The 16,008-nt window shown below is 68.9% G+C and carries 10 protein-coding genes; 6 read left to right on the top strand and 4 right to left on the bottom strand.

The window, feature by feature from the left end; all coding sequences use genetic code 11:
* Positions 1-363: 363 nt before the first annotated feature.
* On the bottom strand, positions 364-1,992 hold the full coding sequence (locus tag FEK34_RS11015) for a DUF2207 family protein (protein ID WP_138447756.1): 1,629 nt from the start codon (positions 1,990-1,992) through the stop codon (positions 364-366).
* Between the two features lie 328 nt (positions 1,993-2,320).
* On the opposite strand from FEK34_RS11015, the gene FEK34_RS11010 reads away from it, so the two are divergent.
* Entirely contained in the window at positions 2,321-3,235 is a 915-nt protein-coding gene (locus tag FEK34_RS11010) for a neutral zinc metallopeptidase (protein ID WP_138447755.1), read from the top strand.
* 440 nt (positions 3,236-3,675) lie between these two features.
* Complete coding sequence (locus FEK34_RS30730; protein ID WP_249358985.1) at positions 3,676-4,680, top strand: neutral zinc metallopeptidase; 1,005 nt, start codon at positions 3,676-3,678, stop codon at positions 4,678-4,680.
* Between the two features lie 6 nt (positions 4,681-4,686).
* Here the strand turns inward: FEK34_RS30730 and FEK34_RS11000 are convergent, their stop codons facing one another.
* The 3 genes from FEK34_RS11000 to FEK34_RS10990 form a co-directional block, all read right to left on the bottom strand.
* Complete coding sequence (locus FEK34_RS11000; protein ID WP_138447754.1) at positions 4,687-5,379, bottom strand: TetR/AcrR family transcriptional regulator; 693 nt, start codon at positions 5,377-5,379, stop codon at positions 4,687-4,689.
* Positions 5,376-7,649, bottom strand: a complete 2,274-nt coding sequence (locus FEK34_RS10995; RefSeq protein WP_138447753.1) for an MMPL family transporter — start codon at positions 7,647-7,649, stop codon at positions 5,376-5,378. Before FEK34_RS10995 ends, FEK34_RS11000 begins: the two co-directional genes overlap by 4 nt.
* A gap of 70 nt (positions 7,650-7,719) precedes the next feature.
* Complete coding sequence (locus tag FEK34_RS10990; protein ID WP_249358983.1) at positions 7,720-8,604, bottom strand: hypothetical protein; 885 nt, start codon at positions 8,602-8,604, stop codon at positions 7,720-7,722.
* A gap of 152 nt (positions 8,605-8,756) precedes the next feature.
* Between FEK34_RS10990 and FEK34_RS10985 the strand changes: the two genes are divergently transcribed.
* From FEK34_RS10985 to FEK34_RS10970, 4 genes are all read left to right on the top strand, one after another.
* On the top strand, positions 8,757-11,339 hold the full coding sequence (locus FEK34_RS10985) for a DNA polymerase III subunit gamma and tau (protein ID WP_138447752.1): 2,583 nt from the start codon (positions 8,757-8,759) through the stop codon (positions 11,337-11,339).
* A 415-nt stretch (positions 11,340-11,754) separates the two neighbouring features.
* Positions 11,755-12,966, top strand: a complete 1,212-nt coding sequence (locus tag FEK34_RS10980) for an acetyl-CoA C-acetyltransferase (RefSeq protein WP_138447751.1) — start codon at positions 11,755-11,757, stop codon at positions 12,964-12,966.
* A 37-nt stretch (positions 12,967-13,003) separates the two neighbouring features.
* On the top strand, positions 13,004-15,154 hold the full coding sequence (locus tag FEK34_RS10975; protein WP_138447750.1) for a 3-hydroxyacyl-CoA dehydrogenase NAD-binding domain-containing protein: 2,151 nt from the start codon (positions 13,004-13,006) through the stop codon (positions 15,152-15,154).
* A gap of 128 nt (positions 15,155-15,282) precedes the next feature.
* On the top strand, positions 15,283-15,741 hold the full coding sequence (locus tag FEK34_RS10970; RefSeq protein WP_138447749.1) for a hypothetical protein: 459 nt from the start codon (positions 15,283-15,285) through the stop codon (positions 15,739-15,741).
* The last annotated feature ends 267 nt before the right edge of the window (positions 15,742-16,008 follow it).

The raw sequence follows: 16,008 nt of genomic DNA, 5'->3' as shown, positions 1-16,008 counted from the left end.
CCGTGCCGGGACGTTTCGGTTGCCGGATCGGGTCCGGTGCTGGGCTTTTGCCTGGAATCGAACGGATTCCGGCAGCCCACGCACTCGACCGGCCCGGTGCTGTTGGCTGTTCGCGCCCTGGGTGGTGTGCGTAGTCTCCGAGAACCCCGAAAAATGTGAAACCCCTTGGGCACCATAGCTAGTGGGATTGATGCAGGTCAAGCGGGTGACGAGAGGTGGTGTGTGCCGGGTTCGTGTTGCACGCCTCGTGATTTCGCGTGCCTTCGTTGCGGTCGTTTACCGGTGCTGCGGGATGCGGTTCCGGCCTCGAAACGCATCGGAGCCCGGCAGCGTGACGGCTGCCGGGCTCCGGTCGGGGGATCGTCAGTTCCCCGCGGGGAACAAACCTTCCACTGCGGTGATGAAGTACGGGAAATGTCCCGCGAAGCGGTGCAGGTTGCGGTCGCGTTCGAAGCCGCCGAACCAGTAGAGGCCGGGGTGGCGGTCGGCGCTGGGGTCGAGGTCGCGGAAGGTGCGGATCCAGTTGTCGGCGCGGCCGGTGATGACGGTGAACGGGAGCGCGCGGGAGAAGACGAGTTCCTGGTCGGCGGGGGGAATGGAATCGCGGCGCAGGGCGTCGAGGCCGCGTTGCAGGGCGCGGACCTGGCCGGTGAGGGTGCGGCCGTGCGCGGTGCGGGTGGGCAGGAAACGCGGCAGCAGCAGCGCGGCCACACCTGCCAGGGCGATGGCGACACCGACGAGGGCGTGGCCGGAGGTGAGGGCGAGGCCGATGGTGGCGCCGACACCGACCACGAGCAGGCCGATGCCGAGCCAGATCGGCAGCTTGCGCCGGGTCTGGTCGATGAGCGCACCTCGATCCACCGCATCCGCCAGCATCGCTTCACGCACCGGCCCGGCCTGCACTCGCCCGGGCGCACGCAATTCGCTCACGGTGACGGCCTCGGCGCCGCCGGGCAGCAGCGCCTCGTAGACGGCCTTCTCGTACGGCCGCAGCTGATCGTCGGCCGGATTCACCCGGGTGATGCGCCAATCCGAATCGCTGATCGGCGCGATCCACAGATAGCGGCGCACCGCGAGATCGACGACGGTGGCGGCGATATCGGTCGCGTCGGCGCTCTCGTCGAGCAGCACGCCGGCCTCACCGGGCAGGATGCCGTCGGGGGAGGTGAACTGCGCCTTGCCGTCCTCGCGCAGCACCGGGTCGATGGTGCCGGTCCCCGCCTGGGCCTGCTGACGTCGCGCGCGGAACACGTACGCCGCCAAGGCGGCCAGTGCCAGCAGCAGGACAGCGAACGCGGCCAGCACCGGCGCGGTGATATCGAAAGCGGTCGAACCGGTTTCGCGGATCTCGGCATTGGCCGGCACGGTGCCCGGCGGGATCTGCAACGTCAGGTCGATGGCGTCGCCCTTGTTGAGGTCGGTCTGCTCCAGGTAGAGCACGCCGTCGGCCTCGATGTGCACGTCCGCGCACGGTTTGCTCGCATTGGGCGGACCCAGTTTGCAGTCCACGATGCCCATTTCGAAGCTCGGGCTGATCAGCGAGGCGGTGATCGAAGCGATATCGGCGTTCATCACGCCCACCCAGTGGAACAGCTGGGTGCCCTCCTGCTCGCTGACGGTGTTGTTCACCGAGTAGCTGAAACTCGACTGCCCCGGATCGGCGCGCACCGTGAACAGATCGCCTTCGACCTTCGCCGTGCCCGCGCCCTCGGCGGTGATGTCGGTGACCTCGAAGACCCGTTCGGCGCCCTCACCGGCGGGCACCCGCAGCGGCACCGTCATGGTGAACTTGTCGCCCTCGGGCACGGTGATCTGCTCTTTGACCTCGAGCACGCCCTCCCGGCTGAGCTTGAGGTCGGCGACGATGGTGATGCCGTCGGCGACAGCTTCCTGCGCATGGGCTACCGGTGCGGTCGCAGGCGTTCCCATCGCGAGCAATCCGACGATGGTGATAAGCAGCGCGCCGACGGCGCCCCCCCGAAGAGTCAGCATGAGTGCCTACTCTAAACAGCTTGCTATTCTGCGTCAGCGGCTGTCGGTGAACATGAGGACGAGGGGGTACGGGGGAGTGACTCAACCACCGTACGGCTATGGGCCGGTCCCGCCCGGTGGATACCCGGTCCCGCCAGGGCATCGTCCGCCGCCTTATGGGCCGCCGCCGGGCTACGGTCCGCCCCCTGGCCACCGGCCCCCGCCCGGCTACGCTCCGCCTGGTCACCGACCTCCACCTGGTCCGCCCGGCTACCCTCCGCCCGGTTACGGCCCGCCACCGGGATACGCCCAGCGCCCGCCGTTTCCGCCGCCCGGCTACGCGCGTCCGATGCCGCCGCCGGTGCCCTACGGCCGTCCGCCCGGTCCGCCGCCGCGCCGTTCCGGTGGTGGCGGACGAGTGGTGGCGGTGCTGGTCGTGCTGGTGCTGGTCGTCGTCGGCGGCCTGGTGCGCGCCGGGGTCAAGACCGGAATCCGTGAGGACGCCTCCGGCCCGCGGCCCGGAATGACCTACGACAACGGCGAAACCGGCCCGGCGAAGACCGCCGACAACCCGCTGGTCACCGACACCACCGCCACCCTGATCCCGGCGAGCTGCGATTACGCGCCGTGGGGCACCGGCGTCGAGACCGCGCGCGCGTTCTTCGACAGCGCCGAGAACTGCCTCGAGGCCGCGTGGAAGCCGGTGCTGGAGAAGGCCGGACTGCCGTTCCAGGCGCCGACGGTGAACGTCTCGGCCACCACCGACGGCATCACCACCCCGTGCACCGGCACCACCAGCAACTTCGCCGCCTTCTACTGCCCGGCCAACAAATCCATCTACATGCCGATCAGCCAGTTGCAGACCGACCTGTTCGGCGACAACTGGGTGGTGTACCTGTCGGTGTTCGCGCACGAATACGGCCACCACATCCAGAACATGTCCGGCATCTTGAAGGCCGCCAACAGCGAACGCGTCGACGCGGGTGTGCGCAGCACCCGGGGCCTGGAACTGTCGCGCCGAGTCGAATTGCAGGCCAACTGCTTCGACGGCATGTACCTGTCGTCCTCCTCGCAGGGCGGCTCGCTCACGTCTTCGCAGATGAGCATGGCCCGCGAAGACGCCGAACACCGCGGCGACCAGCCCGGCGACATGCGCGACCACGGCAGCACCGCCAACGGCAGCCACTGGTTCAACACCGGCGTCGACGAAAACCGCACCTCACAATGCAATACCTTCGCCGCCCCGGCGTCCGCGGTGAGTTGATGACAGAATCGGTGATCGCCCGGCCCGTGCGGCCGGGCGCGGGGAGGGCGCGGCGAGGTGTACCACTCGCGTAGCCGCACAGCAGGGTTCGACCGGCAGCACGTGTGCCGTTGTCGTACCGTTCGTGCCGCCCGCACGGCCGACCTGATCGGGGAGGGACCCAGAAAATGACGCGACCGCCATACGGCCCGCCACCCGGCTACGGCCCGCCACCCCACGGCCGCCCACCCGGAAGCGTCCCGCCACCGCCCCACGGCCCTCGACCCCCGCACGGCGCTCCACCCCCATACGGCGCCCCTCCCGCCTACGGTGCACCGCTCCCACCACCCCCGCCATACGGCGCGCCGCCGCCCTATGGCGCGCCCCTACCTCCGCCGATGCCTTACGGCCCACCTCCGGGGATGCGCCCCTACGGCCCGCCGATGCCCTACGGCCGCCCGATGCCTCCACCGCGTTCCGGCGGCGGTGGAGTAGCGGCCGCCTTCACGATCCTCGGCGTGTTCATCGTCGTCGGGCTACTGGTCGCGGCGGGGTTCGCGGCGAGTTCGTCGGACAGCTCGACCACGGCCTACACGTCGCCGAACACTCCGAGCTACACCTACAGCCCCTCGCCGACGACGTCGTATTCGTCCAGCCCGACCACCGCCTCACGACCGCCGTCGACCTCTGCCCGGAGCACCACCACCAAGCGCACGACCACGAGCACGACTCCGGCCGGCCCGAAGCCGGTCGCGGCCCTGGCGACCAACCCGATTTTCGCGCACTCCGACACCGGGCTGATCAATATCACCTGCGGCTATCCCACCTGGGCGCCGAATCTCGCGGCGGCCCAAGCCTTCTTCAATGCGGCCTCGGATTGCCTCGGACGGATGTGGAGCAATCTGCTCGCGTACGAGAACCTGCCGTTTTCCCCACCGTCGGTCAACGTCACCGCGACTATGGCGGAGGCGACCTCACCCTGTACCGGAGGTGTGAGCGCTAACTGGGCCGCGTACTACTGCTCCGCGAACAAGGCCATCTACATGCCGATGGAGGCCTTCATGCGCTACGAGGACCCCTACGACTCGGTAACCTTCCTCGCCGTGTTCGCCCACGAGTACGCACACCATGTCGAGTTCTTGACCGGAATCATGGGCAAGGCGCATGACGACATGTACGACGCGGGGCGCCAGTCGCCGGTGGGTTTGGAGATCTCGCGTCGTCTCGAGCTGAACGCGCAGTGCTTCGGCGGCATGTTCATCGGCTCCTCGGCTTTTGTCGGCACCATCAGCGGAGCCGACGCGGAGGCGGTGGTGCAGGACAATTACGGCCGCGGCGACAAGGCCGGCGATATGCGTGATCACGGCTCGAAGCAGAACTACGGCGCCTGGTACGAACACGGATACCGCAACAACCGCGCGCAGATGTGCAATACCTGGGCGGCGCCGTCGGATGCGGTGGCCTGAGCCGGCCTAGGCTTTGCCCTTCTCCTCCCGCAACCGCGCGAACCAGGCCGCCGCCTCCTCCGGGCTCGGCTGTTCGCCGATGAGGTTCATGACGATGTGCCCGGCGCAGGCGGCGGCGAGGACGCGTTCGGCGGCGGCCATCGGATCTCCCCAGGGCAGATAGGGTTTCGCCAGGAGCAGGGAGGCGATGCCGTGGGCGGCCGACCAGAGCTCGAGGACGATGGGGGTGGGGTCGCCGGGGTCGATCAGGCCGTCGTCCATGGCGTCTTTGACGGTGTCGGCCATGTACTGGAACGCGCTGCTGGTGAGTACCTGGTCGACGGCGCCGCGGGTGTCGGCGGGGGCGGTGGCCAGGCGGTACTGCTCGGGGTGGTCGAGGGCGAAGCGGACGTAGGCCATGCCGAGATGGTGCAGGCGGACGATGGCGTGCGCGCCGGGATCGTCGTCGACGGCTGCCCGCATGGCCTCGTCCAGGTCTTCGAAGACCTGCGCCACCACCGCGTCGATGAGCTCGTCCTTATCGGCGAAATGCCGGTAGATCGAGGGCGCGCTCACCCCGACCAGCTTGCCGACGGCGCGGATCGAGACGGCGTCGGCGTTGCCGGTGCGGTTGAGCAGATCGGCGGTGGCGGCGAGGATCTCGCTGCGCAGCTGGGAGCCGGTGCCGCGCGGCGAGCGGGGTCTGCGGGCAGCGATCATCGATGTCCTGCCGGTTCGGGGACACGGGCGACGGGTTCGGGTTCCTCGCTGAGCCCGATCTTGGCGTGCAACCGGGCCAGCGGTTTCGGCGCCCACCAGTTGGCGGGGCCGAGCAGCCGCATCAGCGCGGGCGCGAGCAGCGCGCGGATGATGGTCGCGTCGGCGAGCACGGTCAGCGTCAGGCCGAGGCCCATGAGCTGGATGAACGACACCTGCGAGGTGACCATCGCGCCGATCACGATGGCCATCAATACCGCTGCGGCGGTGAAGATCCGGCCGGTGCGGGCCACCCCGATGGCGACGGCCTCGGTGTTGTCCTCGGCCGCCAGTTCGTTGCCGGTGCGGTTGGCCCGCCGGGCCAGCCATTCCTCGCGGATCCGCGACAGCAGGAACACCTCGTAGTCCATGGACAGCCCGAACGCGACGCAGAACATCAGGATCGGCATGGTCGGCACCAGGTAGCCAACGGGCGTGAAACCGATCAGGCCGGAGAAGTGTCCTTCCTGGAAGATCCACACCATCGCGCCGAAGGCCGCTGTGAGCGAGAGCGTATTCAGCAGGATGGCCTTCAACGGCAGCACCACACTGCCGGTGAACAGGAACAACACCACGAAGGTCGCCAAGGCGATGAGCAGCCCGGCCAGCAGGAGTTTGGAGCCGAGCGCGTCGAGGGAATCCGCGTTGACCGCCGCCGCGCCGGTGAACAGCGTGGGCGCGGGAGCCGGCACCGCGCGCAACTGTTCGAGCTGCTCGGAGCCCTCGGGGGAGAACGGGTCCAGATCGGTCGCGACGGTCAGATAGGTGCCGGTCTCATTGGCCATCTCGGGTTGCCCGGGCGCCATCCGTCGTCCCGAGACGTACACGCCGGCGCTGGACAGCACGGCCGGAACGTCATCGACCCGGGACAGCCGGGCGGCGTAGTCGGCGACGGCGTTCTGATCGTGGAACCCGTCGAGCACGATGGTGCCGCTGGCCCCGGAATCGGCGCGCGGGAACTCCTCGCGCAGTGCGTCGCCCACCTGACGGCTGTTGGCGCTGGCGGGCATCACCCGATCGTCCGGGTAGCCGAATTTCACGCCGAGGAACGGCGAGCCGAGCGCCAGCAGCAGCGCGATGATCACCACCGCGACCGGCACCGCGAACCGCATGACCTGTTTGGTGTTGCGGTACCAGAGGGTGCGCTCGGGCACCATCGGCCCGCTCGGATGCGGGTCGCGGCCGAACATCCGCCGCAGTGGCGCCCGCAGATCGAGGGCGTTGACCCGATGCCCGATCAGCACGAGCGCGGCGGGCAGCACGAACAACGCCGCCGCCGCGGCGGCCATCACCACGGCCACGCCCGCGTAGGCGAACGATTTCAGGAAGTACAGGTCGAACACGCTCAGCACGGCCAGCGACAGCGCGACCGTCACCGCGGAGTAGAGCACGGTGCGCCCGGCCGTCTGCACGGCGCGGGTGGTGGCCGCCACCGGCTCCAGGCCCGCCGCCAGCTCCTCGCGGTAGCGGCTGACGATGAACAGGCTGTAGTCGATGGCCAACGCCAGGCCCATGGCCGTCGTCATGTTCAGCGCGTAGATCGACACGTCGGTGAACAGCGTGACCACCCGCAGGATGGCCAGCGTCGCGGCGATCGCGAACAGCCCGACCATCACCGGCAGCGAGGCGGCGATCAGGCTGCCGAACACCAGGATCAGCACGATCAGCGACAACGGCACCGCGACCGCCTCGGCCACCGCCAGGTCATGGGTGATCTGCTCGGTGACGTCGTGGTAGACCGCCGCGATGCCGCCCTGGCGCACGGTCACGCCATCGCTGGTGCCGGTGAGTTGCTCGGTGAGTTCGCCGGCGACCTGCTGGATCCGGTTTTCGTCGCCCTCGATCTCGGCGATGATCAGGCCGCTGTCGCCGTCGGTGCTGCCGAGCGCCGCGGCCATGGTCGGCGGACTGGTCCAGTACGACTGGATTCCGCTGATGTCGTCGCGGGCGCGCAGGGCGTCGACCAGTTCGTTCGCGCGGGCGCTGGTGACCGGATCGCGCAGCCCGGCCTCGGAGCTGACCAGCAGCACGAAGTTCGGGGACGCGCCGGGGAAGTTCTCCGAGAGCATTTCGGCGGCGCGGGTGGATTCGGCGTCGTCGGTGGTGAATCCGCCGGATTTCATATGCGCCGAGGCGGTGGCCCCGACGACGCCGAAGAGCACGGCGAGTGCGAACGCCACCGCGAGCACGATGCGCGGGAAGCGTGTGGTCAGGCGCGCTATTCGGATCAGCACGGGAGCCCCCTCCAGTAAGTTAGTGGCGTTAGCGTAACGCGGTTAACCTTCCGGTGGAAGGGGCAGATTGCTACCGGGGCCTGCGAGCAAGGGTGCGCCGACCGCGTGGACCGAGTGCGGGCCGGTCCTCGTGCACCGTGATCCAGCCGGCGATCGTCAGCCAGCGCTGCTGCGCGAGGGCGTCCGCGCCGTCGAAGAAGATCGGCACACCCGAACGGTCACGAATGTGGACGGCGAGTTCACGCCAGGTGTGTCCGCCGGCCTTGTCGACCTGCCGGGCCACCGCCGCGCCGATCAGCTGGATCGGTTGCGCCGAGACCCGGTCGCCGTACGGCTCGGAGTGGAACCGCCGGGCCGCGCACAGCGATCCCGGCTCGTCGTCATAGGTGATCCAGCCCGCCCGCTGCGCGCGCTCGATCAGCCACAGATGCTTGACGGCGTTCGGCGCGATCTCGCCGACCCGGCTCTGGATCAGCAGGGCGACGGGTTCGGAGGCGAGGGCGTCGCGGCGGGTCGGGCCGACGCCGTTGGCCAGCCAGTGCGCCTCGGCGACGGTGGCGAGCAGCCGGCCGAAATCGTCGATCCAGCGTTGCGCGCGCCGGCCCAGCTTGGCCACCCGCTCGGCTTCGCGGCGCATCTCGTTCTGCGCGGTGAGCGTGCGAATGGCGGCCATGGTCGGCACCTGGCCGCGTTCGAGCAATTCCAGGATGGTGGCCGAGGTGACCGGATCGGCGGCGGCGCTGACCGGTAGCGACTCGCGTTCGACCGCGAAATCGCCCGGACTGATCGCCCGGCTGAGCAGCTGAACAGCGGCGCGGTTACCGGCGAATTCGGTGCCGGAAAGCCAGGCGGCGGCAATGTCTTCACACGACGACACGGCGAGTTCCTCCGGGTGCGGGGGCGTGGATTCGTCGAGCTCGGTTGTGCCCCGGCCGGTAGCTCCGACCGGGGTCACCAACCTGATGAAGATTGGCTACCGAAGTTGCCGACAACAGGTTAGCCAGATGGTTGCGCCGGTATGCGCGAGGTGACGGTTTCGTTATTCGTGTTGTGCATGCCCACCGGCGCGGGTGTTCACCTGTCGGTGCTCGCCGGTAACCTCTGGCCGTGGCTCTGTACCGGAAGTACCGACCGGCTTCGTTCGCTGAGGTAGTGGGTCAGGAGCACGTCACCGACCCGCTGAGCACCGCGCTCGACACCGGGCGGATCAGTCATGCCTATCTGTTCTCCGGGCCACGCGGTTGCGGTAAGACCTCCTCGGCGCGGATCCTGGCCCGTTCGCTGAACTGTGTGGAAGGCCCGACCTCGCGCCCGTGCGGCGTGTGCCCGTCGTGTGTAGCGCTGGCGCCCGGCGGTCCGGGCAACCTCGACGTCATCGAGCTCGACGCCGCCAGCCACGGCGGTGTCGACGACACCCGTGAGCTGCGCGACCGCGCCTTCTACGCGCCCGCCGAATCGCGCTACCGGGTGTTCATCGTCGACGAGGCGCATATGGTCACCACGGCCGGTTTCAACGCGCTGCTCAAGATCGTCGAAGAGCCGCCCGCCCACCTGATCTTCATCTTCGCCACCACCGAACCGGACAAGGTGCTGCCGACCATCCGTTCGCGCACCCACCACTACCCGTTCCGTTTGCTGCCGCCCGCCACCATGCGCGGGCTGCTCGGGCGCATCTGCGAACAGGAGAACGTGCCGGTCGAGGAGGCGGTGTACCCGCTGGTGATCCGCGCGGGCGGCGGTTCGCCGCGCGACAGCCTCAGCGTGCTGGACCAGTTGCTGGCGGGCGCCGGGCCCGAGGGCGTCACCTATACGCGTGCGGTGTCGCTGCTCGGCGTCACCGATGTGGCGTTGATCGACGACGCCGTCGAGGCGCTGGCCACCTCCGATGGCGCGGCCCTGTTCGGCACCATCGACCGGGTGATGGAGGCCGGGCACGATCCGCGCCGCTTCTCCGTCGACCTGCTCGAACGCCTGCGTGATCTGATCCTGCTGCGCGCGGTCCCCGACGCCGCCGAACGCGGCCTCGTCGCCGCACCCGGCGACCAGCTCGAACGCATGCAGGCCCAGGCCGAGAGCCTCGGCCCCGCCGCCCTCACCCGCTACGCCGAACTCCTGCACGCCGGCCTCGGCGAAATGCGCGGTGCCACCGCGCCCCGTCTGCTGCTCGAAGTCATCTGTGCCCGCATGCTGCTGCCTGCCGCCACCGACTCCGACGCGGCCGCCCTGCAACGTCTGGAAAGCCTCGAACGCCAGTTCGCTTCCGGTGCAGTGCCTTCCGCCTCGGCTGCCGGTCCCGCCGCCGCAGCCACACCGCCGCCCGCCGACCCCAACCGCCGCCGCGGCGCCGAAGCCCTTGCCGCCCTGCGTGAATCGCGCGCGCCGAAGTCTGAATCCGATGAGCCGCAGGCAGCCGCATCGGGCGCAGCTCCCGGACGCCCGCCCGGCGAGCCCTCGTCCGCGCCGGGCACGCCGGCCGCTACGGACCGGCCGGATCCCCAGCATGGCCAGCCGGCGGCCGCCCACGGAGAGCCCGCCGTTGAGCAGGTGCAGCACGCCACCGAGCGGGCGCAGCACACCGCGCCGGGTTCCGCGCAGCCGAACGCGGAACGGCAACAGCCGCAGCCGACGGCCGGTTCGCCGACTGATCGGCATGACTCCGCACCCGGCGGACGGCCAGAAGCAGGCCACTCGGCTGATTCGCACGGTGTGGCGGCGGGTGCTGAGCAGGCGTCCGCGCCGAGCGCAGGGCAGCCGGGCACCGGCGCGCCGGACGCAGCGCCGCATGAGGAACAAGCACCGACACCGGACCACGACGCGGGAATCGGCGCCGGGGACCTACCGCCTGATTCCGACGAGCGTGCTCAGCAGGCGACGCCGCCGGCCGATTCACCCGAGCCCCAGGCAGCCTCCGCGCCTGCCCCCACCGGCGACCCGCTGGCCGAACTCGAAGCCGCCTGGACCGATATCAAGGCCGAGGTCCGCAAGATCGCCATCGCGGTGCACGCCATGCTGACCGCCGCCGCACCGGCCCGCGTCGACGGAAACACGGCGGTCTTCGTCCATCCGCACGACGCGCTGGTCAAGCGGCTGTCGGAGCAGCGCAGCGTGGACGCGCTGCGGACGGCGTTGCAGACGGTGCTCGGGCGTGAGTTCGATGTGCGGTTCGAGGCAGGTGCCGGGCAGACCGCGCCGCGCGGTAGTGCTGGCACTCGCGGCCGGGGTGGCCGGGAATCCGGTGGCGCCGGGTCGCGTCGGTCCGGCGACGCCGGGGCCGAGGACCCCGCGCCGGGAGCATCCGAACCGTCCGCTCCGCGCAGCTTCTCCCGGCCGAGCGCATCCGCGCCCGCGGGCTCGTCATCGAGCCCTGTCGAGCCGGTCGCCGACCCGGCACCCGCCCGGAGCGCCACAGCCAAAGCGGCGAGCACCCCGCCCCGCTTCTCCCGCCCCAGCCAAGCCAAGGCCGCCCCGATAGCCGACGACGATATTCCGCCGCCCGATTACCCCGATCTGCCCGACGATCCGGGCCCCGGCGAGTACAGCAGCGTCCCGATCCCGCCGCCGACTCCGGAGGAAGAGCAGGAGATGCTGGCCGAATCCTCCCGTCCCGTGGCGCCGGGCGACCGGCAGGACCCGGATGAGGTCGCCCTGCAATTGCTCGCCTCCGAGCTGGGCGCCGTCCGGCTGGAGTGAGGCGCATCGCACCCGGCCAGAGGGTTGACAACCAGTGCCCACCCGACGTTAAGTTAACCGGAGTTCGCATCCGGCGGTAGTATGTGCGGGTGGCCGCGAGCTCACGTGAGGCGAGGTTCTATCGTATGCCCAGGCGTACGGGCGACCTTGTCGTGCGTCGGCAGGCCCATGTCATCGTTTGTACAGCGTTAGGCGGTGGCGGCGAGGACTGGGCAGGCGGCAGCTCGAGCAACCACCGCGGTTGCGTGAGCAGCGCGAATTGAACATGGGCGGTGTGAGCGTGGTGGCACGACTGGCACCGGGAGTACCGCGAATTGAATACACACGGTCGGTCTCATGGCCGGTCGGCGAGGTTACCCGCGCCGGTACCGCCTAGTGCGGTCCGGGCGCAACCCTAGGAAGGAAACACTCCGATATGACCACAGAGGCCTACATTTTCGAGGCCATCCGCACCCCGCGCGGCCGCAACAAGAAGGGGTCGCTGCACTCGGTCAAGCCGATCGACCTCACCACGGGTCTGGTTCAGGAGCTGCGCAATCGCTTCCCGAACCTCGACGAAGACCGGATCTCGGATCTGATCCTCGGTGTCGTTTCCCCGGTCGGTGACCAGGGCGCCGATATCGCCCGCACCACCGTGCTCACCGCGGGCCTGCCCGACACCGTCGGCGGCTTCCAGCTCAACCGCTTCTGCGCCTCCGGCCTCGAGGCCGTGAACCTGGCCGCGCAGAAGGTGCGCTCGGGCTTCGACGATCTGGTGATCGCCGGTGGCGTCGAGTCCATGTCGCGCGTGCCGATGGGCTCCGACGGTGGCGCCTGGGCCATGGACCCGGCCACCGCCTACGACACCTACTTCGTCCCGCAGGGTGTGTCCGCCGACCTGATCGCCACCATCGAGGGCTTCTCCCGCGAGGATGTCGACGCCTACGCGGTGCGCTCGCAGGAACTGGCCGCCAAGGCCACCTCCGGCGGCTACTTCGCCAAGTCGATCGTTCCCGTGAAGGACCAGAACGGCCTGGTCGTGCTCGACAACGACGAGCACATGCGTCCCGGCACCACCCTGGAAGACCTCGCCAAGCTGAACCCCTCCTTCGCCGGTCTGGGCGAGATGGGCGGCTTCGACGCGGTGGCGCTGCAGAAGTTCCACTTCGTGGAGAAGATCAACCACGTGCACCACGGCGGTAACAGCTCCGGCATCGTCGACGGCGCCGCGCTGCTGCTGATCGGTACCGAAGAGGCGGGCAAGGCCTCCGGTCTGACCCCGCGCGCCCGCGTCGTGGCCACCGCCACCAGCGGCGCCGACGCCACCATCATGCTGACCGGCCCGACCCCGGCCGCCAAGAAGGCCCTGGCCACGGCCGGCCTGACCATCGACGACATGGACCTGGTCGAGATCAACGAGGCCTTCGCCTCGGTGGTGCTGAAGTTCCAGAAGGACCTGAAGGTCCCGGACGAGAAGCTGAACGTCAACGGTGGCGCGATCGCCATGGGTCACCCGCTGGGTGCCACCGGCGCCATGATCACCGGCACCATGGTCGACGAGCTGGAGCGCCGCAACGGCCGCTACGCGCTGATCACCCTGTGCATCGGCGGCGGCATGGGCGTGGCCACCATCATCGAGCGCGTCTGATCCCCCCGACCGATAATTCACAAGGAGAACGAACACTGTGAGCGAGACCAACATGATCGGTTGGGAGCAGGATTCGGACGGCATCGTCGTGCTGACGATGGACGACCCGAACCAGGGCGCCAACACGATGAACGACCTGTACAAGAAGTCGATGACCGCCACGGTCGAGCGGCTCGAGGCCGAGAAGGACAACATCACCGGTGTGGTGCTGACCTCCGGTAAGAAGACCTTCTTCGCCGGCGGCGACCTGAAGAACATGATGAAGGTGGGCAAGGACGACGCCCAGGCCCTCATGGACGAGCTCGGCACCATCAAGGGCGCCCTGCGTCGCCTGGAGACCCTCGGCAAGCCGGTCGTCTCCGCCATCAACGGCGCCGCCCTCGGCGGTGGCCTGGAGATCACCCTGGCCACCCACTACCGCATCGCGGCCGACGTGCCCGGCGTGCAGCTCGGCCTGCCCGAGGTCACCCTCGGCCTGCTGCCCGCCGGCGGCGGCGTCATCCGTACCGTGCGCATGCTCGGCCTGCAGGGCGCGCTCATGCAGGTGCTGCTCCAGGGCCAGAAGTACCGCCCGGCCAAGGCCAAGGAGATCGGCCTGATCAACGAGGTCGTCGGCTCGGTCGAGGAACTGGTGCCCGCCGCCAAGGCGTGGATCAAGGCCAACCCCGACGCCGGTGTGCAGCCGTGGGACAAGAAGGGCTTCAAGATCCCCGGCGGCACCCCGTCCTCGCCGGCGTTCGCGGCGAACCTGCCCGCCTTCCCGGCCAACCTGCGCAAGCAGATCAAGGGCGCGAACATGCCCGCCCCGCGCGCGATCATGTCCGCCGCGGTCGAGGGTTCGCAGGTCGACATCGACAACGCCTCGCTGATCGAGTCGCGCTACTTCGTGCACCTGCTGACCGGCCCGGTCGCCAAGAACATGATCCAGGCGTTCTTCTTCGACCTGCAGTCGATCAACAACGGTGGTTCGCGTCCGGCCGACGTGCCCAAGCGTGAGATCAAGAAGGTCGGCGTGCTCGGCGCGGGCATGATGGGCGCCGGTATCGCCTACGTGTCGGCCAAGGCCGGCTACGAGGTCGTGCTCAAGGACGTCACCCTCGAGGCCGCCGAGCGTGGCAAGAACTACTCGGAGAAGATCGAGGCCAAGGCCCTCTCCCGTGGCAAGACCACCGAGGAGAAGTCCAAGGCGCTGCTGGACCGGATCAAGCCGACCGCGGACGCGGCCGACTTCGCCGGCGTCGACTTCGTCATCGAGGCCGTCTTCGAGAACACCGAGCTCAAGCACAAGGTGTTCCAGGAGATCGAGGACATCGTCGACGCGGACGCCCTGCTGGGCTCCAACACCTCCACACTGCCGATCACCGGTCTGGCGACCGGCGTGAAGCGCCAGGAGGACTTCATCGGCATCCACTTCTTCTCGCCGGTCGACAAGATGCCGCTGGTGGAGATCATCAAGGGTGAGAAGACCTCGCCCGAGGCGCTGGCGCGGGTGTTCGACTACACCCTCGCGATCAAGAAGACCCCGATCGTCGTCAACGACAGCCGCGGCTTCTTCACCTCGCGCGTCATCGGCACCTTCGTCAACGAGGCGATCGCCATGCTCGGCGAGGGCATCGCGCCCGCGACCATCGAGCAGGCCGGTCTGCAGGCGGGCTACCCGGCCGCGCCGCTGCAGCTGTCGGATGAGCTGAACATGAAGCTCATGCTGAAGATCGCCAAGGAGACCGAAGAGGCCATCGCGCGTGGTGAGGTCACCATGGGCAAGGAGCGCCACCCGGCCATCGACGTCATCGAGTTCATGGTGAACTCGGGTCGCCCGGGCCGCCTGGAGAAGGCCGGCTTCTACGACTACGACGAGAACGGCAAGCGCATCGGCCTGTGGTCCGGCCTGGCCGAGCACTACAAGTCGAACATCGGCTTCGGTGTGCCGATCCAGGACCTGATCGACCGCATGCTGTTCATCGAGGCGATCGAGACCCAGAAGTGTTTCGACGAGGGCGTGCTGGAGAAGACCGCCGACGCCAACATCGGCTCGATCTTCGGCATCGGCTACCCGGCCTGGACCGGTGGTGTGCACCAGTTCATCGTCGGCTACCCGGGCGGCCAGGAGGCCTTCGTGGCTCGCGCCGACGAGCTGGCCAAGACCTACGGTGCGCGTTTCGAGGTTCCGGCTTCGCTGCGCAAGTAGTCATCGGTCGCGGTCGCTGATCGCGAAAGGCAAGGCCCGTCACCGTGTTTCGCGGTGGCGGGCCTTCGCCGTTTCATCGGAGGCTCTACCTACTTGGCAAATCTTCTGAAAAAGTTCAGAATTAGGGCATGGTGACCGAGGTTCAATGGAGCGAGCTACAGCGCGACCCGAAGGAGGTCGCGCGGCTGGCGGATGAGGGCGATGTCCGGGTCCGGCGTCGTGACGGCGTGCCGTTGCTCCTGGTTCGGGAGGATCGCGCGCATGCGCTGTCGGAAGGGTCGGTCGCGGCGGCTCGGGCGCTGCGCAATGTGCTCGTCCACCTTCCCGCCGACGTCGCCGCCCGGGCGTTGATCGATGAGTTTCCGTGGGTGGATGTGCTTCCCGAGTCGGCCCAGGCGGCGTTCGTCAACGAGTTCGCGAGGGCATTCCAGGCCTCCGCTGAACTCGGAGAGTGGTCGGTCCTGGCCCGCACCGTTCAGGAATGGCGCAGCACTGCGGCCATCTACGCGGATCCGGTCCTCGCCGAACAGCTTTCCGGCCCGATCGACGACGATTTCGGCGCCGTACCGGAACCGATGGGGGAGTGACCGTTGCCCGCGAAACGTGGCGACCGGGTGGCGCCACCGGCTGCGAGGTGATTTCGCTACCCGCGAGATCGGTGGGGAGGAATTGGAACAGTGGCAGTACGAGGTGACGGCTGGTGGCCGCATCTGGTACTGCCCGGCACCGGCGAAACGCATCGTCTGGGTCGTGTTGGCGGGAGTAGGCCACCCCAAGTGGACCGAATAGGCGGGCCCGGCTCACCCGTGCCGGGGGTGTGCTTCGAAGCTTGACCGGATCGCCCGGCACGCGGG

This window comes from Nocardia cyriacigeorgica (assembly GCF_005863245.1).
Classification (GTDB): domain Bacteria; phylum Actinomycetota; class Actinomycetes; order Mycobacteriales; family Mycobacteriaceae; genus Nocardia; species Nocardia cyriacigeorgica_C.
Note: the sequence above shows the minus strand (reverse complement) of the source record. Positions and strands in the feature narration are given on the sequence as shown.

Coding starts and splice junctions, on each gene's coding strand:
- FEK34_RS11015 (WP_138447756.1), bottom strand. CDS start 1,992: ATGCTGACTCTTCGGGGGGGCGCCGTCGGCGCGCTGCTTATCACCATC.
- FEK34_RS11010 (WP_138447755.1), top strand. CDS start 2,321: ATGCCGCCGCCGGTGCCCTACGGCCGTCCGCCCGGTCCGCCGCCGCGC.
- FEK34_RS30730 (WP_249358985.1), top strand. CDS start 3,676: ATGCCTCCACCGCGTTCCGGCGGCGGTGGAGTAGCGGCCGCCTTCACG.
- FEK34_RS11000 (WP_138447754.1), bottom strand. CDS start 5,379: ATGATCGCTGCCCGCAGACCCCGCTCGCCGCGCGGCACCGGCTCCCAG.
- FEK34_RS10980 (WP_138447751.1), top strand. CDS start 11,755: ATGACCACAGAGGCCTACATTTTCGAGGCCATCCGCACCCCGCGCGGC.
- FEK34_RS10970 (WP_138447749.1), top strand. CDS start 15,283: ATGGTGACCGAGGTTCAATGGAGCGAGCTACAGCGCGACCCGAAGGAG.